The organism is Sporomusa intestinalis (assembly GCF_055383785.1).
On sequence record NZ_AP042390.1, the window covers coordinates 2,464,068 to 2,483,918 of the forward strand.

The 19,851-nt window shown below is 48.4% G+C and carries 21 protein-coding genes; all 21 read left to right on the forward strand.

Translation table 11 applies throughout. The features are described from left to right. Nucleotides 1-32 precede the first annotated feature (32 nt). The 21 genes from ACZ481_RS11490 (at nucleotide 33) to ACZ481_RS11590 (ending at nucleotide 19,850) form a co-directional block, all read left to right on the forward strand. Entirely contained in the window at nucleotides 33-1,655 is a 1,623-nt protein-coding gene (locus ACZ481_RS11490) for a DUF342 domain-containing protein (RefSeq protein ID WP_464770274.1), read from the forward strand. 47 nt (nucleotides 1,656-1,702) lie between these two features. After that, nucleotides 1,703-2,035: a hypothetical protein gene (locus ACZ481_RS11495; protein WP_464770275.1), complete on the forward strand. Its 333-nt coding sequence runs from the start codon at nucleotides 1,703-1,705 to the stop codon at nucleotides 2,033-2,035. Between the two features lie 15 nt (nucleotides 2,036-2,050). Continuing rightward, nucleotides 2,051-2,614, forward strand: a complete 564-nt coding sequence (locus tag ACZ481_RS11500; protein ID WP_464770276.1) for a DUF6115 domain-containing protein — start codon at nucleotides 2,051-2,053, stop codon at nucleotides 2,612-2,614. A 178-nt stretch (nucleotides 2,615-2,792) separates the two neighbouring features. Then, nucleotides 2,793-3,491 carry a 30S ribosomal protein S2 gene (rpsB, locus tag ACZ481_RS11505; RefSeq protein ID WP_464770277.1) on the forward strand — a complete coding sequence of 233 codons (699 nt, stop codon included), beginning with the start codon at nucleotides 2,793-2,795 and terminating at the stop codon, nucleotides 3,489-3,491. Nucleotides 3,492-3,559: 68 nt separating this feature from the next. Further along, a complete protein-coding gene (gene tsf / locus ACZ481_RS11510; protein WP_464770278.1) occupies nucleotides 3,560-4,207 on the forward strand; it encodes a translation elongation factor Ts in 648 nt (215 codons plus the stop codon). A gap of 143 nt (nucleotides 4,208-4,350) precedes the next feature. Then, nucleotides 4,351-5,079 carry a UMP kinase gene (pyrH, locus tag ACZ481_RS11515; RefSeq protein ID WP_464770279.1) on the forward strand — a complete coding sequence of 243 codons (729 nt, stop codon included), beginning with the start codon at nucleotides 4,351-4,353 and terminating at the stop codon, nucleotides 5,077-5,079. After that, nucleotides 5,076-5,636, forward strand: coding sequence for a ribosome recycling factor (frr, locus tag ACZ481_RS11520; RefSeq protein ID WP_464770280.1), 561 nt, complete (start codon nucleotides 5,076-5,078; stop codon nucleotides 5,634-5,636). The genes pyrH and frr overlap by 4 nt, the downstream gene beginning before the upstream one ends. 2 nt (nucleotides 5,637-5,638) lie before the next feature. Next, entirely contained in the window at nucleotides 5,639-5,842 is a 204-nt protein-coding gene (locus tag ACZ481_RS11525) for a hypothetical protein (RefSeq protein WP_464770281.1), read from the forward strand. A gap of 4 nt (nucleotides 5,843-5,846) precedes the next feature. Beyond that, nucleotides 5,847-6,017: a DUF362 domain-containing protein gene (locus ACZ481_RS11530; RefSeq protein WP_144350127.1), complete on the forward strand. Its 171-nt coding sequence runs from the start codon at nucleotides 5,847-5,849 to the stop codon at nucleotides 6,015-6,017. Nucleotides 6,018-6,133: 116 nt separating this feature from the next. Continuing rightward, nucleotides 6,134-6,916, forward strand: a complete 783-nt coding sequence (locus ACZ481_RS11535; protein WP_464770282.1) for an isoprenyl transferase — start codon at nucleotides 6,134-6,136, stop codon at nucleotides 6,914-6,916. Further along, nucleotides 6,917-7,753: a phosphatidate cytidylyltransferase gene (locus ACZ481_RS11540; protein WP_464770283.1), complete on the forward strand. Its 837-nt coding sequence runs from the start codon at nucleotides 6,917-6,919 to the stop codon at nucleotides 7,751-7,753. 24 nt (nucleotides 7,754-7,777) lie between these two features. Further along, complete coding sequence (locus ACZ481_RS11545; RefSeq protein WP_464770284.1) at nucleotides 7,778-8,938, forward strand: 1-deoxy-D-xylulose-5-phosphate reductoisomerase; 1,161 nt, start codon at nucleotides 7,778-7,780, stop codon at nucleotides 8,936-8,938. A gap of 24 nt (nucleotides 8,939-8,962) precedes the next feature. Then, a complete protein-coding gene (rseP, locus tag ACZ481_RS11550) occupies nucleotides 8,963-9,994 on the forward strand; it encodes an RIP metalloprotease RseP (RefSeq protein WP_464770285.1) in 1,032 nt (343 codons plus the stop codon). A 14-nt stretch (nucleotides 9,995-10,008) separates the two neighbouring features. Beyond that, nucleotides 10,009-11,076: a flavodoxin-dependent (E)-4-hydroxy-3-methylbut-2-enyl-diphosphate synthase gene (gene ispG / locus ACZ481_RS11555; RefSeq protein WP_464770286.1), complete on the forward strand. Its 1,068-nt coding sequence runs from the start codon at nucleotides 10,009-10,011 to the stop codon at nucleotides 11,074-11,076. A 3-nt stretch (nucleotides 11,077-11,079) separates the two neighbouring features. Then, nucleotides 11,080-12,795 (forward strand): proline--tRNA ligase, encoded by a 1,716-nt coding sequence (locus ACZ481_RS11560; RefSeq protein WP_464770287.1) that lies wholly within the window; start codon nucleotides 11,080-11,082, stop codon nucleotides 12,793-12,795. 132 nt (nucleotides 12,796-12,927) lie between these two features. Continuing rightward, complete coding sequence (locus tag ACZ481_RS11565; protein ID WP_464770288.1) at nucleotides 12,928-13,599, forward strand: MgtC/SapB family protein; 672 nt, start codon at nucleotides 12,928-12,930, stop codon at nucleotides 13,597-13,599. 37 nt (nucleotides 13,600-13,636) lie between these two features. Then, a complete protein-coding gene (locus ACZ481_RS11570; protein ID WP_464770289.1) occupies nucleotides 13,637-17,326 on the forward strand; it encodes a PolC-type DNA polymerase III in 3,690 nt (1,229 codons plus the stop codon). A 393-nt stretch (nucleotides 17,327-17,719) separates the two neighbouring features. Beyond that, nucleotides 17,720-18,178: a ribosome maturation factor RimP gene (locus ACZ481_RS11575; protein ID WP_464770290.1), complete on the forward strand. Its 459-nt coding sequence runs from the start codon at nucleotides 17,720-17,722 to the stop codon at nucleotides 18,176-18,178. A gap of 30 nt (nucleotides 18,179-18,208) precedes the next feature. Next, nucleotides 18,209-19,288, forward strand: coding sequence for a transcription termination factor NusA (gene nusA / locus ACZ481_RS11580; protein WP_464770291.1), 1,080 nt, complete (start codon nucleotides 18,209-18,211; stop codon nucleotides 19,286-19,288). After that, a complete protein-coding gene (rnpM, locus tag ACZ481_RS11585; RefSeq protein ID WP_464770292.1) occupies nucleotides 19,285-19,548 on the forward strand; it encodes an RNase P modulator RnpM in 264 nt (87 codons plus the stop codon). The genes nusA and rnpM overlap by 4 nt, the downstream gene beginning before the upstream one ends. Then, nucleotides 19,545-19,850, forward strand: coding sequence for a L7Ae/L30e/S12e/Gadd45 family ribosomal protein (locus ACZ481_RS11590; protein ID WP_464770293.1), 306 nt, complete (start codon nucleotides 19,545-19,547; stop codon nucleotides 19,848-19,850). The genes rnpM and ACZ481_RS11590 overlap by 4 nt, the downstream gene beginning before the upstream one ends. The last annotated feature ends 1 nt before the right edge of the window (nucleotide 19,851 follow it).

Below are 19,851 nucleotides of genomic sequence, written 5' to 3' on the forward strand. Positions count from 1 at the left end.
CAGAGGACAGTAATTCAGATGGGGGGGTATGTATGAGTTCAGATGAACACTTTTTAGAGCAGGTAAAGGATAACATAGGTTCACTTGACGGATATTTCAATATTACGGAAGATGAGCAGGGACTCCATTTATCTGTTTATCCCCCGCAGGGTGCAGGCCAGCCGGTAAAGGTTCCGCAAATTGTTGAGAATTTTACAGGGCGCGGGATTAGCAAATTTGATAACGCCTTGCTGATACGTGTAGTTAAAGAAGCCCTGGGAACACCGGTAAAGATTGCAGACAAGCCGGTTGAGGCAGAGGCCGAAATTCAAATACTGGTGGCCCGTGACCGTATGGAGGCTCAGTTGCAGGTTAACCTGCCCAAAGGGTGTAAGCCGGTGACCATTGACGATATTATGAATAAGCTTAAGCCTACCGGTATCGTTTACGGAATTGATCCTGAGGCCATCAAAACAGCCCTGGCCCGTCCCGGCAGCACGGTAGTGTGTGCAAAAGGACTGCGGCCGGTTGACGGGGCGAATGCCTATATTACATACCATATTGATCTGGAAAGCAAAGGCCGGCCGGTTGAGCTGGAAGACGGCCGCGTGGATTTTAAAAATCTTAATATGTTCACTACCGTGGCCAAGGATGAGCTGCTGGCAGAAAAGATTCCGCCTACAGCGGGGACTGCCGGCATGGATATCTTAGGGAACGAGGTTCCGGCTAAACCAGGCCGGGATGTATTGTTGCCGATCGGGAAGAATGTGTATGCCGTTGACGGCCTGAAAGTATATGCCGGCCAAGCCGGCCAGCTGGTTGTAAGCAATAACAAAGTAAACGTGATACCGGTTATTGAGATCAAGGGGGATGTGGACTTATCCACAGGCAATGTCGAATTTGTCGGCAATGTTATTATCCAGGGTTCGGTGCAAACCGGTTTTACTGTTAAGGCGGAAGGCAATGTGGAGATTGCCGGCAATGTCAGCGGCGGGACGGTAGAGGGAAAAAATATTATTGTCCGGATGGGCATTCAGGGCATGCACCGGGGGTATATAAAAGCGGCTGAGAATGTCATCGCCAAGTATATCGAGAATGCCAGTGTCTCGGCCGGCAAAGATGTCATTGTCAGTGATGTTGTTTTACACAGCAAGGTAAGTGCTGCCAAACGGGTCATTGTCGAAGAGCGCCGTGGTCTGATCGTTGGCGGGCAGGTAGCGGCGGGTGAGGAAATCAGGGCCAAAACGGTAGGCACCGCTTCCGCGACCAATACGGATGTTGAGGTTGGTGTAAACCCGCAAATACGGGAAGAATATCAACAAATCCGCAAAGAAGTCAGAAAAGTCGAATTTAATCTGGAACAAACACAGAAGGCCCTTACTATTCTGAAGGCCATGAATCAGAATTCACTGCCGCCGGATAAGCGGGAAATGCTGCTGAAGCTCACTAAAGCCCAATTTCATTTAATTGGGCAAATGGAGACGATGCGCAATCGAACGGCAGAGATTGAGCTTGTATTCGAAGAGATGCGGTATGGGCACATTAAAGTTGCCGATACGGTTTATCCGGGGGTAAAACTGGTTGTCGGCACATTGGTAAAACCGGTACGGGATCCAATAAAATTTGCTACCTTTTATGCCGAAGACGGTGAAATAAAAACAGGCTCCTATAAATAGTGCAAATCTACCAATCAAAGTAAATTTATGGTTGGACGGTGATGGCAATGAGCATTAGATCCATTGATATGCAGGTGCTTATTCCCCGCGCGACAGAAGTACAAAAACAACAGAATACCCTTGGTCAGCAGAGTACCTTACAGCAGCAGCAGATTGCGGAACAGCTGCAGAAAACTGCAGAAATAAGGCAGCATCAGGTTCAGGATGTGGAAAAGAGCCAGAGCGGCCGGGTCAACCGTGACGAGACGGCAGAAGAACGTTCCGCTAGCTACTATCCGCGTAAAGAGCCGGCCGCGAAGCCAGTGGAAACAGAGGAAGAAGAGAATCCGGTCAGTGGCCGGGACCCTGTCCTTGGCCATATTATTGATATAAAAACATAACTGCGAGGTGCTATTTTGCTTACTGGCGTGATTATTTTCCTGCTTTCCCTGCTGCTTTTAGTGTTTTTCCTGTTATATAAAAAACAAATGCTTGCCAAAATGTTTACTCTCAACCTATCTGCCCCTGCCGATGAGTTTGTCCGGCAGCTCGAACAAACGGCCGACCTGGCCGTTAAGCGGCTGGAGGATGAGGCTATGCAGCTTGAATTGTTACTGGATGAAGCTGAGGCCAAAATTGCCAGGCTTACCGAGCAGGTCGAAGCAGCCAATAAAGTCCTTCAGCAATTGAGTGAATCAGACTGTAAACAGGGTCCGGCAACAGAACAGGAGCAGCCTATTGCGCCTGCCGCCGGCATGAACAGTATATCCTTGGCCCCTGAGCAGCCGGCTATAGCCGGCGACTTTGCCAAAACAGCCGTAATTGACAGCAGGCCAATACACCCTGAGCCGGTGAAGCATGAACGGCACCGGATTATTATGGCCATGGCCGATCAGGGTTATAATGTGACAGAGATTGCCAAGGCTACCGGTATTGGCAAAGGTGAAATCATGCTGCTATTGCAATTGCATAAAAAATAAGCATTGCGGGCAATATATCGTTGATTTTTTGCAACATATGACTTGTTATCAGGAAGTAGGTATGCTATACTAATTTTTGGTGTTATCACACACGCAATCTAATTTTGCTACTGTGCCCAAGCTGGGTGAAAGCAAAAGATGCGGATTGCGGCGGTAAATTAACAGGAGGTGTACGTTTATGTCAGTAATTTCTATGAAGCAGCTTTTAGAGGCCGGTGTCCATTTCGGACATCAAACCAGAAGGTGGAACCCCAAAATGGCGCCGTACATATTTACGGAGCGTAATGGTATTTACATTATTGACCTGCAAAAAACAGTGAAAAAGGTAGAGGAAGCGTATAATTTTGTCCGCGATCTGTCTGCCCAGGGCCAGACGATGCTGTTTGTCGGCACTAAGAAACAAGCGCAGGAAGCGGTAAAAGAGGAAGCTATCAGATGTGACATGTTTTATGTTAATGAAAGATGGCTTGGCGGTATGCTGACTAATTTCCAGACAATTCAAAAACGCATCAATAGATTGCGTGAACTTGAGGATATGGAAGCAAAAGGTATGTTTGAAGTGTTGCCCAAGAAAGAAGTCATTACGTTGCGCCATGAGATGGAACGGCTGCAAAAATTTCTTGGCGGCATAAAAAACATGCATAAACTTCCCGGCGCGCTCTTTATTATTGATCCCCGGAAAGAACGGATCGCCGTGGCTGAAGCCCGCAATTTGGGAATTCCTATTGTTGGTATTGTCGATACTAATTGTGACCCTGATGAAATTGATTATGTTATTCCAGGCAATGATGATGCCATCCGGGCTGTCAAGCTACTTACCGCAAAAGTTGCCGATGCCATACTAGAAGGCCGCCAAGGCGAGCAGATGGCAGAGTAATTAGTATTGCAGATTAAAGGTAAGGGGAGTTTGCCCTCTTACCTTTAATAATCGTTAGGAGGATTAAAATGATAACGGCTGAAATGGTTAAAGAATTACGGGAACGGACCGGCGCCGGTATGATGGATTGTAAAAAAGCGCTGACTGAAACAAATGGTGATATGGAAAAGGCTGTTGATTTTCTACGGGAGAAAGGTTTGGCTGCTGCTGCGAAAAAAGCAAGCCGGGTTGCTTCCGAAGGCCTTGTTGAAGCTTATATACACGGAGCAGGACGTATTGGTGTTTTGCTTGAGGTAAACTGTGAAACAGATTTTGTGGCTAAGACTGACGGCTTTAAAGCGTTAGTGCGTGATATTGCGATGCAAATTGCGGCCGCTAACCCCACTTATGTCTCCCGCCAGGAAGTTCCGGAAGAAATACTCAACCATGAGCGGGAAATTTTGCGGGCTCAGGCTCTTAACGAGGGTAAACCGGCCCATATTGTGGAAAAAATGATTGAAGGCCGTCTGGAGAAATTTTATAAAGATGCCTGTTTGCTGGAACAGCCATTTATCAAGGATCCGGACAAAACGATAACTCAGCTGATCACTGCCAACGTGGCTAAAATTGGCGAGAATATTTCAGTTCGCCGCTTTACCAGATATCATCTGGGTGAGGGGATTGAGAAAAAAGCCAATGATTTTGCAGCGGAGGTAATGGCTGCAGTTAAGAAATAAAGAGAACACATAGTGTTCTCTTTTTTCTAAAGAAAATACGCCCTGGGCAAAAGGGGTACGTTTTCTCAGAGAAGAAAAAAAATTGTTCCAAATAAAGGATTTATTCTCTATTTGTAGAAATGTAATTAAAGGAGGTCCCTCTATTGGTTGCGGGTAAATATAAACGCGTTGTCTTAAAATTAAGTGGTGAGGCCCTGGCCGGGACTCAAGGTTATGGTGTGGATCCGGTTGTGGTTGATGCTATCGCCAGGGAGATTAAAGAAGTTAAAGCAAGTCCGCTGGATGTGGCTATTGTTGTTGGCGGCGGGAATATTTGGCGTGGTCTTGCCGGCAGTGCCAAAGGCATGGACCGGGCCACTGCCGATTACATGGGTATGCTGGCTACGGTTATGAACGCGCTGGCTTTGCAGGATGCACTTGAACATTGCGGTGTGGATTCCAGAGTACAAAGCGCCATTAACATGCAGCAGGTAGCTGAACCATATATCCGGCGCCGGGCGATACGCCATATGGAAAAGGGACGCGTAGTTATCTTTGCTGCCGGTACGGGTAACCCCTATTTTTCTACAGATACCACTGCTGCCCTCAGAGCAGCGGAAATTGAAGCAGATGTCATTTTAATGGCCAAAAAGAATGCCGACGGGGTATATGATTCCGATCCCCGGCATAATCCTAATGCCAAGAAATTCAAAGAGCTTGAATATATTGAAGTACTGCAGCGCGGGCTGGGGGTTATGGACTCGACGGCTACGTCACTTTGTATGGATAATAAAATACCGATTGTAGTATTTAGTATTGATGAGCCTGGCAATATATTAGCAGCGGCGTTAGGCAAAGAGATTGGAACTATCGTTGGGGGAGAAAAGAAATGATAGTCAAAGAGATTTATGCTGTCCATGAAGATAAAATGAAAAAAGCGTTGGAAAATCTGCGGCGCGAATACGGCAGCCTGCGGGCGGGACGGGCTACGCCGTCCCTGTTGGAAAAGGTGCTTGTCGACTATTATGGTACGCCGACGCCGGTAAACCAGGTAGCCAATGTTTCGGTGCCTGAACCCCGCATGATTATTATTCAGCCCTGGGAAAAATCGCTGCTGAATGCGATTGACAAAGCCATTCAAAAGTCTGATCTGGGTTTGGTGCCTAATAGCGATGGGGTTGTTATCAGACTGTCTATTCCCCAGCTTACCCAGGAACGGCGGACTGAGATTGTCAAGGTGATTCACAAAAAAGCGGAAGAAGCCAGAGTTGCCGTGCGTAATCTCCGGCGTGACGCCAATGAAAGTATTAAAAAATCCGAAAAAGACAAGAGTGTTTCGGAGGACGAAGCGAAGAAGGCTCAGGATGATATTCAGAAGCTGACAGATAAATATATTAAAGAAATAGAACTGGCCATGGCCGCAAAAGAAAAAGAAATAATGGAAGTGTAGCCGTGTTGGATACAGTTGCGCAACCGCTAATTAAGGTTATCGATAAACTGGAGCAAGCTAATCTTCCCTATACCGTTACCGTTACCAAACCTGCACGGGCGACGTTTCCGCTGCAAGACGATCTTTTTGTTATCAGGCAGCAATTAGATGAGGTTGGTATCTATAAGTTAACGGTTGCCGCAAAAATGGGAAAGGAGGTGTTTTAAACAAATGGCCTACAAAATTACAGACGAATGTGTTGCATGTGGTTCCTGTGCTGCAACTTGTCCGGTTGAAGCCATCAAAGAGGGTGAGCCGGTTTACACCATCACTGACGAATGTGTTGAGTGTGGCGCTTGTGCAGCAGTTTGCCCAACTGGTGCAATTATAGCTCCGGAGTAATTTAAATCCCCCTCGGAAGAGGGGGTTTAAATTTGGTATACGTTGGCTAATTTTACTAGATTTCGGGGATAATTCTGATATTGATTACAGTTAACAGTTTGGCGGAGGGGCTTAGCGTGTGGAAGAAATGGTTTAGTCGAAGTGAGCCCGGGGAACCTAATCATTATGATAAAATTAATCATGAGAGACTTCCCCGGCATATAGCAATCATCATGGATGGCAATGGGCGGTGGGCCCAGAAAAAAGGACTTCCCCGGGCTTTGGGTCACCGGGCCGGGGCAGAAACCTTGCGGGGGATTGTGAAGGCAGCTGCTGAAATGGGGATACAGGTTCTTACCGCCTATGCCTTTTCAACAGAAAACTGGCGCCGGCCGGCTGATGAAGTGCAGTTGCTGATGAGTCTGCTGGCAGATTATCTTGATAATGAGATTAATGAGCTTCATCAGAATAATGTGCAAATTCGTTTTGTCGGCCAAATTGACGAACTGGCTCCAAGCCTGCAGAAAAAAATAGAAAAAGCTCAGGCGCATACTGCTCGCAATACCGGCTTAATTTTAAATCTCGCTGTAAACTATGGCGGACGGGCTGAGCTTGTGCGTGCTGTTAAAATAATTGCTGAAAAAGCAGTACATAAAGAATTGGAACTACATGCTATTAATGATTCAGTTATCGAAGAAAATTTATATACTGCGGGCCTGCCGGCACCGGATTTATTGATCAGGCCCAGCGGTGATTATCGTATAAGCAATTTTTTATTATGGCAAATGGCGTACACTGAATTTTGGTTTACTGAGATTAACTGGCCTGATTTCAAACCAGCTCATTTAGTACAGGCTGTATATGAATTTCAACAGCGGGAACGCCGGTTTGGCGGCATTAAAAATACAAAAAAACGGTAGGTGCCTACATTGCTTGGTAAGCGTATTATAACAGCAGTTATTGGAATACCGGTAGCTGTATATATTATTAATCACGGAACATGGATTTTTGCGGCCGCTGTAGCATTACTGGCACTGGTAGCCTGGCATGAGTTCTATAAAATGATGGCTGTTAAGAATATAGAGGTTCACTATCACATTGGGTTTGCGGGTGTAATTTTGGTGTTAGGCTGTGCCTGGCTTGGCAATAGCCAGGAACTCATTATGGTAATTTTGCTCCTTGTCTTAGCTACACTGGCTAGAACTGTACTATGCCATAAAAGTTATGGAATGATTGAAGCTGCCGTTACCCTGCTGGGAACGTTATACATAAGCCTGCCATTTTCTCATTTGCTTTTGCTGCGGTTTATTGAGTCCAATCAATACATACCCACAGCCTTGGGTAGTTTGGCGGCTGGGGCTGCCTATCTATGGTTAGCCTTTGTCGGTACATGGGCCAGTGATACACTGGCTTATTTTGTCGGTTCTACCCTGGGGCGCCATAAGCTATGTCCGGCCGTCAGTCCGGGGAAAACCTATGAAGGCGCAGCCGGCGGCTTAGTTGGCAGTACGGCGGGGATAACGGTGATGGGAATGCTGTTTGGCTTGCCGGTCATCCCTGTTTTTATCCTCGGCTTGCTTGTCGGCATTGCGGCCCCTTTGGGCGATCTTACGGAATCGGCCCTGAAACGCTTTGCCGGCGTTAAGGATTCAGGCCGTCTGTTACCAGGCCACGGGGGTGTGCTTGACCGTTTTGATGCCATTATGTTTGCCACGCCGGTAGTATATTATTATGTTAAAGTTTTTATTATTATTTAGAATTATAGACAGGAGATCTTCTTTATGCTACATGTTGCAGTGTTAGGAAGTACGGGGTCTATAGGCACGCAGACCCTTGAAGTGATTGCCGCTAATCCGGATAAATATAAAGTTACGGTATTGGCTGCTTATAAAAGTGATAAGTTGCTGGCTGAACAAATAGAATATTTTAAACCGCAGTTGGCAGTTTTGATTGATAAGCAGGCTGCCGACCGGCTGGCTGCCGTTTATCACGGGCCGACAAAAATTTTAACAGGTGAGGAAGGGCTGCTGGAAGCAGCTACCTTTCCGCAAACAGATACGGTGGTGACAGCACTTGTCGGTTTTGCCGGGCTGGGGCCGACGATAGCCGCAATAAAAGCCAAAAAAAATATTGCATTGGCAAATAAGGAAACGCTAGTGGCCGCCGGCGAATTTGTCATGCCCCTGGCTAAACAGTACAATGTCAGTGTTTATCCGGTGGATAGTGAACACAGTGCTGTATTTCAGTGCCTGCAAGGTGAGAATAAAAACCGAATCTCCCGTCTTATTCTTACCGCATCAGGCGGACCGTTCCGGGGGCGGACGGCGCCGGAGCTGAAAAATGTGACGGTGGCGGACTGTTTACAACATCCCAATTGGTCTATGGGGCGCAAGATTACCGTTGATTCAGCTACCTTAGCCAACAAAGGCCTGGAAGTCATTGAAGCAAGATGGCTGTTTGATGTAGCCTATAACCAGATTGAGGTTTGCGTTCATCCGCAAAGTATTATTCATTCCATGGTCGAGTTTGTTGACGGCAGTGTCCTGGCCCAAATGGGTCTGCCCGATATGCGGCTGCCCATCCAGTACGCATTATCTTATCCGGAGCGTATTCCGTCAAGTTATCCGCGCCTGGATTTTACGAGCCTGGCGGCCTTGACGTTTGAGCAACCGGATGTCATTCACTTTCCGGCCTTGGCGTTAGCCTATAACGCCGGCAAAAGCGGGGGGACAATGCCTTGCGTTTTCAATGCCGCCAACGAAGTGGCCGTGGTTGCATTTTTACAGGGGGAAATTAGTTTTCTTGATATCCCCAAGGTTATAGGCTATACTATTGAAAGCCATATAAATGTTCCTGATATCGATCTGAACCAGATTTATCTGGCAGATACCTGGGCCCGGGACCAGGCCCGGAAGGTAGTGGCAGACTTCAGAAAACGGTAACATATTTGAAGGGTTGGTGAAAATTTGTCTACACTTGTAGCGACTATTTTTGTTTTTGGTTTGTTGATTTTATTTCACGAGCTTGGTCACTTTATTACCGCTAAAAGTGTTGGTATGAGAGTTGATGAGTTTGCTATCGGTTTTGGACCAAAGCTGATAAGCCGGAAAATCGGCGAAACAGTCTACTCTTTACGTATTATACCCCTCGGGGGCTTTAACAAGATTGCCGGTATGGATCCTGAGGAAGAACAGGATGAGCGCTCCTTCAGCGCTAAACCGATTTGGGCCAGGATGCTGGTCATTGTGGCCGGTTCAGCCATGAATTTTGTGCTGCCTGTTATTTTGCTGTTTATTGTATTTGTGAGTGCCGGCGTTGATACGCCGTCAAATCAGCCTTTAATCGGCACTATTTTTCCGGAAAAACCGGCAGCCGTGGCCGGCTTGCAGTCTGGTGACCGGGTAACCGCTGTTAATGGGGCCCCGATAGATTCGTGGCGTCAATTTGTTGGCGCCATTCAGGGCAGCGCCGGCACGCAGCTTACCATTACTTATACCCGCGGTTCTGAGACCGGAAAAATTGCCGTACTTACGCCTGAATATGATGAAAAAGGTAACCGGGGCATCATTGGCGTTACGCCGCAAATTGACAAATACCAGCCCGGGCTGGGGGAAGCGGCGGGACTTGCGGCCAAACAGACCTTTTTCGTTGCCCAAAGTATGCTGATTGGCATTGGGGAAATGATCACAGGCAAGACGGCTGCTGATGTGGCCGGGCCGATTGGCGTTGCGCAAATGGCTGGCGAGGTGGCACAGCTTGGCCTTATCCCGCTCTTGCAGTTTGCCGCTTTTTTAAGCATAAATCTGGGCTTAATTAATCTTTTGCCGGTGCCTGTATTGGACGGCGGACATGTGGTAACCCTGGCGGTGGAAGGCGTACGCGGTAAGCCGCTCAACCGGAATCAAATGCAGTTTATTCAAATGATAGGCTTTGCGTTGCTGATGCTGCTGTTCGTTGTGGCGACGTTTAAGGATATATCGCGGTTAAAATTGTTTTAAGCTGGTGAGAGTAAATGCAACGCAGACAAACACGTTCTCTTAACATTGGCCAGGTCGCAGTCGGCGGTTTGGCCCCGATTACGGTACAGTCCATGACCAATACCCGTACCGACGATGTAAACGGCACTGTAGCCCAGATTAAGCGGCTTACTGATGCCGGCTGTGACATCGTGCGCCTTGCTGTGCCGGATATGGCTGCGGCTCTGGCAATAGAGCAAATAAAGCTGGCTGTTGATGTCCCGCTGGTGGCCGATATTCATTTTGATTATCGTCTGGCCATTGCCGCGATAGAACGGGGCGTTGACGCTCTGCGCTTAAATCCCGGTAATATCGGCAATCCCGAGCAGGTAGCTGTGGTAGTCGCTGCCGCTAAAAAAAAGCGTATTCCCATTCGTATCGGCGTTAACGCCGGATCGCTCAGCAAGGAGATGCTGGCTAAATATGACGGGCGGCCAACCGCACAGGCTATGGTGGAGAGTGCTCTCAGTCATATTCATATGCTGGAGAAACATGACTTTTTTGATATCAAGGTATCATTGAAAGCGCATGATGTGCCGCTTACACTCCGTGCTTATCAGCTTATGGCAGAGGCTGCAGATTATCCCCTGCACTTAGGCATAACGGAAGCAGGAACAGTGCGCTCCGGGGTCATCAAGTCGGCTGTGGGGATCGGGGCGCTGCTGGCACAGGGGATTGGCGATACGATCCGGGTGTCTCTTACCGGCGACCCGGTGGAGGAAGTCCGGGCAGCTAATGAAATTCTTAAAGCCCTGGGGCTTAAACAGGCGGGACCCACGCTGGTGTCCTGTCCAACCTGCGGCCGGTGCCAGCTTGATCTTATTCCTATTGCTGAAGTCGTGGAAGATAGACTTAAACATGTGGCTAAGCCGATTACTGTCGCTGTAATGGGCTGTGTTGTCAATGGTCCGGGTGAAGCGAGGGAGGCCGATGTGGGCATTGCCGGCGGCAAAGGGGAAGGTCTGTTGTTCAGCAAAGGCAAAATCATCCGCAAGATCCCGGAAACTGAACTCATAAGTGCATTGTTTGCTGAAATTGATAAGCTTATTAAGGAGGAGAATTAGTCTATGCGTGTTTCCCAACTATTTGCGCCGACTTTAAGAGAAACGCCGGCAGAAGCCGAAATTATAAGTCATCAGCTGATGCTGCGGGCCGGATTTATCCGTAAGGCGGCCGGCGGTATTTATTCCTATTTGCCGCTGGCCTGGCGGGTACTTAAGAAAATCGAAACCATTGTCCGGGAAGAAATGGATGCCAAAGGCGGCCAGGAGTTGGCGATGCCGATCATCCAGCCGGCGGAAATGTGGCAGGAAACAGGCCGCTGGAGCGTTTACGGTGAGGAAATGTTTCGCCTGAAGGACCGGCATAACCGGAATTTCTGCTTGGGGCCAACCCATGAAGAAATGATAACAACCTTGGTGCGGGGTGAGGTCCGCTCTTACCGGCAGCTGCCGCTGCTGCTTTATCAGATACAGAATAAGTACCGCGACGAGATCAGACCCCGGTTTGGCCTGATGCGGGGCCGGGAATTCATAATGAAAGATCTGTATTCCTTTGACCGTGATGAAGCCGGTCTTGATCAAAGCTATAATAAAATGTATGATGCCTATACCCGGATATTTACCCGCTGCGGCCTGATATTCCGGGCGGTAGAAGCCGATTCGGGCGCCATCGGCGGCAGCGGTTCCCATGAATTTATGGTTTTGGCCGAATCCGGGGAAGCGGCTATTGGCTACTGTGGCGGCTGTGATTATGCTGCTAACGTGGAAAAAGCGGAACTTCATCCGGTACAGGCCCCGGCTGAAGAACGTCTGCCCCTGGCCGAAAAAGTCACGCCAGGCACCAAGTCCATTGCCGCTCTTTGCCAGTACCTTGGCATCACTCCGGAAAAAACGATAAAAACCCTGGCTTACCGTACCGATGCCGGCAGCCTTGTGCTGGCGCTTGTCCGGGGCGATCATGAGGTTAATGAAATTAAACTGTTGAACAAGGTTGGCTGCCTGCAGCTTGCTATGGCCAATGATGAGGCAATCGCCGGTATTTTGCAAAGCAATGCCGGCTATATCGGGCCGGTAGGCCTGGAAGGCAAGGAAAATGTCCTTATAGTTGCCGATGCCACCGTTATGAATATGTATAACGCCGTATGCGGGGCCAACAAACCGGATTTACACTATATTAACGTAAATCCCGGCCGTGATTTCAAATCTGCCATCATTGCCGACATCCGCCTGATTCAGGAAAATGATCCCTGCCCCCGCTGCGGCGCGCCGGTAAAAACAGCGCGGGGAATTGAGGTTGGACAGGTATTTAAATTGTTTACTAAATACAGTACCGCCCTGCAGGCAACCTTTATTGGCGAAGACGGCAAAGAACGGCCTATGGTTATGGGCTGTTATGGCGTGGGCGTAAGCCGGACCATGGCTGCAGCTGTTGAACAAAATTATGATGAGCATGGAATCATCTGGCCGGCACCGATTGCGCCTTATGCGGCAGTGGTTATCCCTGTCAGCATTAAGGATGAAGCCCAAAAGGCGTTTGCGGAAAAAATATATGTCGAGTTGTGTGCTCAGGGTGTGGAAGCTTTGCTTGATGACCGTAACGAGCGGCCTGGCGTTAAATTCAAGGATGCCGATTTGATTGGCTATCCTTTGAAAGTGACGGTTGGTCCCAAAACCATTAGTGAAAATCTAATTGAGGTAAAAATACGGCGTACAGGCGAGACACTTTATTTTAGTCCGGAGGACTATCTTGAGGGTATCAGAGAATTGCTTGCCAAACTGTAACCAGATGCAGTTTACACTCTAAAGCGTGATGCCTGGCTATCACGCTTTTTGCATTCCTGCCAGCTGTTGCGGGAGATACCCGGTCCCGGTCAACGGCAGTTAGCCCGTAATACCTACACGGAGGGTGATGATATGGCTCCTATTAGTGAAATCGATATTGTTTTGCGCTTAGGCATCTCCTGTGTTCTTGGCGGCTTGATCGGACTGGAGCGTGAAAGCCTGGAGCGCCCTGCCGGCTTGCGTACTCATATCCTGGTGTGTATTGGCTCGGCGTTAATGATGATCGTTTCTGTCTATGGTTTTGCCGGTTATGAGTCTGTCAACAAAGATCCTGGCCGGATTGCCGCCCAGGTTGTCAGCGGGATTGGTTTTTTGGGAGCCGGTACCATTCTGCGCGAAGGAGTAACCGTAAAAGGCCTTACTACAGCTGCCAGCTTATGGGTAGTTGCCGGCATTGGCTTAGCGATCGGCTGCGGCCAGTTTTTTGCCGGTATTGCGGGCACCGCCCTGGTATTTCTGACCCTGGTGCTGTTCGGCCAGATGGAGCGGCGCCATTGGAGCAATAAATACTGTGACCGGGTTAAGCTGGTGATCCGTGATCAGCCCGGACAGCTTGGCCGGGTGGGCATGTTTTTTGGCAAACACGGTGTCGGCATAAAAAATATAAGCATGCAGCATGTGCCTGAACAAAAAGTAATAAATTTAGAGTTTGTCCTAAAAATCCCGCCAGAGGCCGATATGATCCAAATATTCGCCGAACTGGCCGAAATTGACGGCGTGCTTTCCCTGGATAAATCATGTTAAAATGAGAATGACCAGTTTGTGATAGGAGAGGTTTTGATTGCCTAGTTATTGCATTATACCAGAAAATTGTCAGAGCTTTTTCCTGTTTGTTGACCAACTGCCGGTTGATCCGGCAGGCCGGGAAGCATTAAAGTCATCCCAAGTAAATAAAGTGGAAATCAATCCCGCCACCGGGGCCTGGACGATACATATCACCGTTGCCGCGTCTATCGCCACGGAAATTTTCGATATTGCCGCGGCGCATTTATGCCAGAAATGCGGCTTGCGCAAAGTACTGTTTAAGCAGCAGGTTAAGGATTTAAGACAGTATTTAACGCAAAACTGGCCTCAGTTTGCCTGCCAGGTCGTGCAGGGACAGCAGGCAGTAAAACCTTTATTGCTTAACGCTTCCTGGGCGTATGATGAAGAAACACTGACAATCGAGACTGCCGGCGGTTTGGCAACGGCAATCCTGAAAGACCGCGGTGTTGATCAGGTCATGCAAACCTTTATTTTGCGGGAATTTGGCCGCCGCTGTGAAGTCCGGTTCACCAACGCAGTTGCCGAAGCGCCGGCTGCTCCGGGCGATGATGCCTTCCTGACGCCGGAGTATAAAGAAGCCCTCATTGAAGCCGCTGCCCCCCAGGCTAAGGCTAAGTCTAAGGCCAATGATAATCCGGTCATATTTGGCCGCAATATTAGAGGCGCCGCCGATTCGCTGCAGCCTATCAGCGCCATCCAGGAAGAAGTGCGCAATGTAATTCTTGCCGGTCAGATTATTAACCATGAACTCAAAGAATTAAAATCCGGCCGGTTTCTGCTTACCTTTGACCTTGTCGATCAAACCGACGGTATCAGCGGCAAGGTATTTTTTGATAATCAGGAGCAGTATGGTAAAACAGCCGGAGCCATTACCAACGGGATGCATGTCACCGTAAAAGGCATAGTCCAATACGACAAATTCGCCAATGAACTGGTATTATTTGCCGACAGTATGTGCCGCATGGAAAAAAAGGCCGACCGCCAGGATACGGCGCCTGTCCGCCGGGTTGAATTGCATGCCCATACCCGTATGAGCGCCATGGATGCCATCGTTTCCGCCAAAAACCTGATCAAGACGGCGGCCAGCTGGGGCCACCCGGCTGTGGCCATTACCGACCACGGGGTAGTACAGGCTTTTCCCGAGGCCTATGAGGAAGCAAACAGTGTCGGCATTAAAGTTATTTACGGAATGGAAGGGTATTTGTTTGATGAGGATATCAACCAATCCCGCCATATTATCATTTTGGCGCAGAATAACATTGGTTTACGCAATCTATACCGGCTGGTGTCAATTTCGCATCTCCGCTACCTGCACCGTAAACCGCGCATACCCCGGAAAATCCTTGACGGCTACCGGGACGGCTTATTACTGGGGTCGGCCTGCGAAGCCGGGGAGCTCATACAGGCAATGATTAACGGGAGCAATGAGGAAGAATTGCTCCGTATTGCCCGGTACTATGATTATCTGGAAATTCAGCCAATCGCGAATAATCTATTCCTGCTGCGCAAAGGCAAAGTGGCTGATGAGCAGGGGTTGCGCGATATCAATATCCGGATTTGCGAGCTGGGGCAAAAGCTGGACAAACCGGTTGTCGCCACTTGCGATGTCCATTTTCTCAATCCGGAGGATGAGATATACCGCCGTATCCTGATGGCTGGACAGGGCTATGATGATGCTGATCAGCAGCCACCGCTTTTTTTCCGGACAACGGAGGAAATGCTGGCCGAATTCAGCTATCTCGGGCCCGACAAAGCCTATGAGGTGGTAATAGAAACCCCGCGGCAGATTAATGATCTGATTGAAAACATTAAACCGATTCCGGAAGAGTTGTACTCGCCGCAGATCCCCGGCGCGGAAGAAGAGATAAAAGACATGTCCTATCGAAAGGCCGAATCACTGTATGGAGCACCGTTGCCGGAACTGGTGTCGGACCGCCTCAAGTATGAACTGAATTCCATTATTAACAACGGGTTTGCCGTGTTATACCTTATTGCCCATAAACTTGTTAAAAAGTCGATGGACGACGGCTACCTGGTAGGCTCAAGAGGTTCGGTCGGGTCTTCGTTTGTCGCCACGATGACAGGAATAACGGAGGTTAATCCCCTGCCGCCGCATTGGCGCTGTCCGGCCTGCAAGTATAGTGAATTCATTACTGACGGCAGCTATGGCGGCGGCTTTGATCTGCCAGACAAAGCCTGCCCTCATTGTCTGCTGCGCATGGAAAAAAATGGCCACGACATCCCCTTTGCCGTATTTATGGGGTTCCATGGCGACAAGGTCCCGGATATTGATCTCAACTTTTCCGGCGATTACCAGCCTGTGGCTCATAAATACACCGAAGAATTGTTTGGCCGCGACAATGTATTTAGGGCCGGGACGATCGCAACAATTGCCGAAAAGACAGCTTATGGCTTTGTCAAAAATTATCTAACCGAAAAAGGCACTGCGGCCCGCAACGCGCATATAAACAGGCTGCTGGGCGGCTGCACCGGCGTTAAGCGGACCACCGGGCAGCATCCCGGTGGTATCATGGTCATACCGCGGGACATGGATGTCCATCATTTTACGCCGATTCAATATCCCGCCGATGACAAAAATTCAGCAACAATCACTACTCATTTTGATTATCACTCCATCAGCAGCCGGCTGGTTAAGCTTGATATCCTGGGGCATGACGATCCGACCGTAATTAAAATGCTGGAGGATCTGACCGGGATTGATGCCAAAACCATTCCTTTCGATGATGCGGTAACGATGAGTCTGTTTTCATCAACCGAGGCGCTGAAACTAACCCCTGATGACCTTAACAGCACGGTGGCCACCTTTGGCATCCCTGAATTTGGTACTAAATTTGTCCGGCAAATGCTGGAGGACACCAAGCCCAAAACCTTTAGTGAACTGGTGCGGATTAGCGGTTTTTCCCATGGCACCGACGTATGGCTGAACAATGCGCAGGATCTGATTCGTAATGGTACCGCCAAACTGTCGGAAGCGATTTCGGCCCGGGATGATATTATGGTGTATCTCATCCATAAAGGCGTCGAGCCCCAGGTAGCGTTCAAAGTTATGGAAAGTGTACGGAAAGGCAAAGGTGTGAAGCCTGATGATGTGGAAAAGCTGCGGGCAAAAAATGTGCCTGAATGGTATGTCGAATCCTGCCAAAAGATAAAATACATGTTTCCCAAAGCCCATGCCGTGGCTTATGTCATGATGGCTTTTCGCATAGCCTATTGTAAGGTGCATCATCCGCTGGCCTTTTATGCCGCTTATTTCACGGTCAGGGCAACTGATTTTGACGCAGACCTGATTCTTAAAGGGGAAAAGGCCCTTAAGGCGGAGCTGATGAGCCTGGAGGAAAAGGGGAATACACTCTCGGTAAAAGAGAAAAGCATCCAGACAATACTGGAGATGGCCCATGAAATGTACTTGCGCGGCTTTGTATTCCACCGGGTGGATTTATACAAATCAGATGCTGCAAAATTCCAGATTATTGACAACGGTCTCTTGCCCCCCCTTGGTTCCCTGCAGGGCGTAGGCGAGTCAGCGGCGCATAATATTGTGGCCGCCCGTGAAAGCAAACCTTTTTCGTCCATTGAAGATATCCGCTCACGCAGCCGGGTTTCAAAAACCGTTATCGATATTTTAAAAAATCATGGCTGTCTGGCCGGCCTTGATGAAACAGATCAGATTATGCTGTTTGCCTGATGTAATAATTTAACTAAAGCCGGTTGTAAGATTACCATTTTAATGGTATAATAATTGCAGTATAAAAGTATTTGACTTCTTCAAGAGTGGGTACCGGGCACCCACTCTTTCATCTTATTTCAGGCGTTAATGTTCTTACCATAATTAGGTATGAGGGGTTAGATATCAGGCAACAATACAAAATAAGAGACTGTCACGGTTACTGTACTTCCTCTTTCTTAAAAGCGAGGGAATAGTTTGCGTAGATTTTTTCGCAATGCAAGGCGGAGGAACCGCGCATATCGGACATATGTAAGGCGACGACAACGCAGCAGTGCGGGAAAAGATGCGCAAAATATCCTTGGTTTTGAGGAAGATGAAGTACTAAGCCGTCAAGCGGAGGTGTTGACAAGCATGTCGACAGAAAAAATAGAAGCAGTTGTGGAAAAGCTTGTTGCGGACATTATTGCCGAAAGTGAGCTTGAACTGGTAGATGTCGAATACGTTAAAGAACGCGACTGGTATCTAAGGGTATTTTTAGATAAAAAGTCTGGCATTGAGATTGATGATTGTCAATGGGTTAGCGAACAGCTTGAGCGCAAATTGGATGACCTTGATTTAATCAAAGATCATTATTACCTTGAGGTTTCCTCACCAGGCCTGGACCGCCCGCTAAAAAAGGAACGGGATTTTATCCGTCACGCTGGTGATAAAGTGGAGATAAAGACCTATGAACCCATCAATGGTCAAAAATTATTCACTGGTAAACTGATTGGCCTGGCGGCCGGCAATATTGAAATTGAGGCTGACGGGCAGGTTATGCGTGTTCCCCAGCCCAAGATTGCACTCATCCGGCTGCACATTGAGTTTTAAGAAGGAAAATTGAATAGGGGGAAATAGTTAATGAATGCAGAATTTATGCAAGCCTTCGAACAATTAGGCAAAGAAAAAGGAATTGCACCTGAGATATTGTTTGATGCAATTGAGGCGGCCCTGATTTCGGCATATAAACGCAATTTTGGTTCGGCGCAAAATGTCCGTGTATCGTTAGACCGGACCAGCGGTGAAATACATGTATATGCGCGAAAAAACGTAACGCAGGAGGTTAGTGATGCCCGACTGGAATTATCGCTGAGCGAAGCCAAGGCGATTGATCCGCGTTATGAACTGGACGATGTGGTCGAACTGGAAGTGACGCCGAAAAATTTCGGCCGTATTGCCGCGCAAACAGCTAAGCAGGTGGTGGTGCAGCGAATCAGGGAAGCTGAGCGGGGCATGATTTATGAAGAATTTTCCAACCGGGAAAGCGATATTGTCACAGGGATTGTGCAGCGGCTGGAACAGAAAAATGTATTTATTGATCTGGGTAAAGCCGAAGCCATTCTGGCACCATCTGAACAGATTCCGGATGAGATATATAAACACGGCGACCGTCTGAAAAGTTATATTGTTGAAGTAAAGAAAACCACTAAGGGACCGCAGATCCTGGTATCGCGAACCCACCCAGGGCTGCTGAAGCGATTGTTCGAACTGGAAGTGCCGGAGATTCACGACGGTATTGTCGAAATAAAATCAGTAGCCCGTGAGCCTGGCTTACGTTCTAAAATTGCTGTTTATTCCCGGGATGAAACCATTGATCCGGTGGGATCCTGTGTAGGGCATAAAGGGATGCGGGTGCAAACCATTGTCAATGAGTTAAAAGGGGAAAAAATCGATATTGTCAAATGGAATGCCGATCCGGCAAAATATATAGCCAATGCCTTAAGCCCGGCCAAAGTAGTGTCAGTCGAAGTTCAGGAAACAGAAAAGATGTCACGGGTGGTTGTACCTGACTATCAACTGTCGCTGGCAATTGGCAAGGAAGGACAAAATGCCCGTCTGGCCGCTAAGCTTACCGGCTGGAAGATTGACATCAAGAGTGAATCCCAGGCGGCCCAGTCACCCGCATTTACTTCCAGTCCGGTATTGGAGGAATTGGTGTGAAGCCAAAGAAAATTCCGCTCAGAATGTGTGTTGGCTGTCAGGAAATGAAAGCAAAGAAAGAATTGCTGCGGGTTGTCAGGACGCCGGAAGGGGAGATTGTACTTGATCCAACCGGCAAAAAAGCCGGCCGGGGTGCATATATGTGCCGGAGTGAACCGTGTTTGACCAAAGCCTTTAAGGAAAAAAGACTGGAAAGAGCGCTTAAACAACAGATTTCTGCCGATGTTTACAATGCTCTCCGGGCTGGAATTATAGAATGAGTGACCAAAAGCTCATGTCGATTTTGGGCTTGGCCCAAAAAGCAGGCAAGGTAATATCTGGTGATTTTGCCGTTCAGGGTGCCCTTAAATCAGGTAAAGCCAGGCTGCTGATTATTGCCGGTGATGCATCGGCCAGTACAAAAAAAGAGTATGAATATCAGGCCCAATACCGGAATATTGCCGTCTATTGCGCTTTAACAAAAGAGCAGTTAGGCGGTGCTATCGGCAAAGCCTTACGGGCCGCTGTGGTTATAACTGATGAAGGTTTTGCCAAGTCAATAGTCAAGACTCTCGAAAAGTAAA

Bases quoted from the DNA above. Each gene is read 5' to 3' on its own strand.
- ACZ481_RS11490 (WP_464770274.1), top strand. From the start codon at position 33: ATGAGTTCAGATGAACACTTTTTAGAGCAGGTAAAGGATAACATAGGT.
- ACZ481_RS11495 (WP_464770275.1), top strand. From the start codon at position 1,703: ATGAGCATTAGATCCATTGATATGCAGGTGCTTATTCCCCGCGCGACA.
- rpsB (WP_464770277.1), top strand. From the start codon at position 2,793: ATGTCAGTAATTTCTATGAAGCAGCTTTTAGAGGCCGGTGTCCATTTC.
- tsf (WP_464770278.1), top strand. From the start codon at position 3,560: ATGATAACGGCTGAAATGGTTAAAGAATTACGGGAACGGACCGGCGCC.
- frr (WP_464770280.1), top strand. From the start codon at position 5,076: ATGATAGTCAAAGAGATTTATGCTGTCCATGAAGATAAAATGAAAAAA.
- ACZ481_RS11530 (WP_144350127.1), top strand. From the start codon at position 5,847: ATGGCCTACAAAATTACAGACGAATGTGTTGCATGTGGTTCCTGTGCT.
- ACZ481_RS11545 (WP_464770284.1), top strand. From the start codon at position 7,778: ATGCTACATGTTGCAGTGTTAGGAAGTACGGGGTCTATAGGCACGCAG.
- ispG (WP_464770286.1), top strand. From the start codon at position 10,009: ATGCAACGCAGACAAACACGTTCTCTTAACATTGGCCAGGTCGCAGTC.
- ACZ481_RS11560 (WP_464770287.1), top strand. From the start codon at position 11,080: ATGCGTGTTTCCCAACTATTTGCGCCGACTTTAAGAGAAACGCCGGCA.
- ACZ481_RS11565 (WP_464770288.1), top strand. From the start codon at position 12,928: ATGGCTCCTATTAGTGAAATCGATATTGTTTTGCGCTTAGGCATCTCC.
- ACZ481_RS11575 (WP_464770290.1), top strand. From the start codon at position 17,720: ATGTCGACAGAAAAAATAGAAGCAGTTGTGGAAAAGCTTGTTGCGGAC.
- nusA (WP_464770291.1), top strand. From the start codon at position 18,209: ATGAATGCAGAATTTATGCAAGCCTTCGAACAATTAGGCAAAGAAAAA.
- ACZ481_RS11590 (WP_464770293.1), top strand. From the start codon at position 19,545: ATGAGTGACCAAAAGCTCATGTCGATTTTGGGCTTGGCCCAAAAAGCA.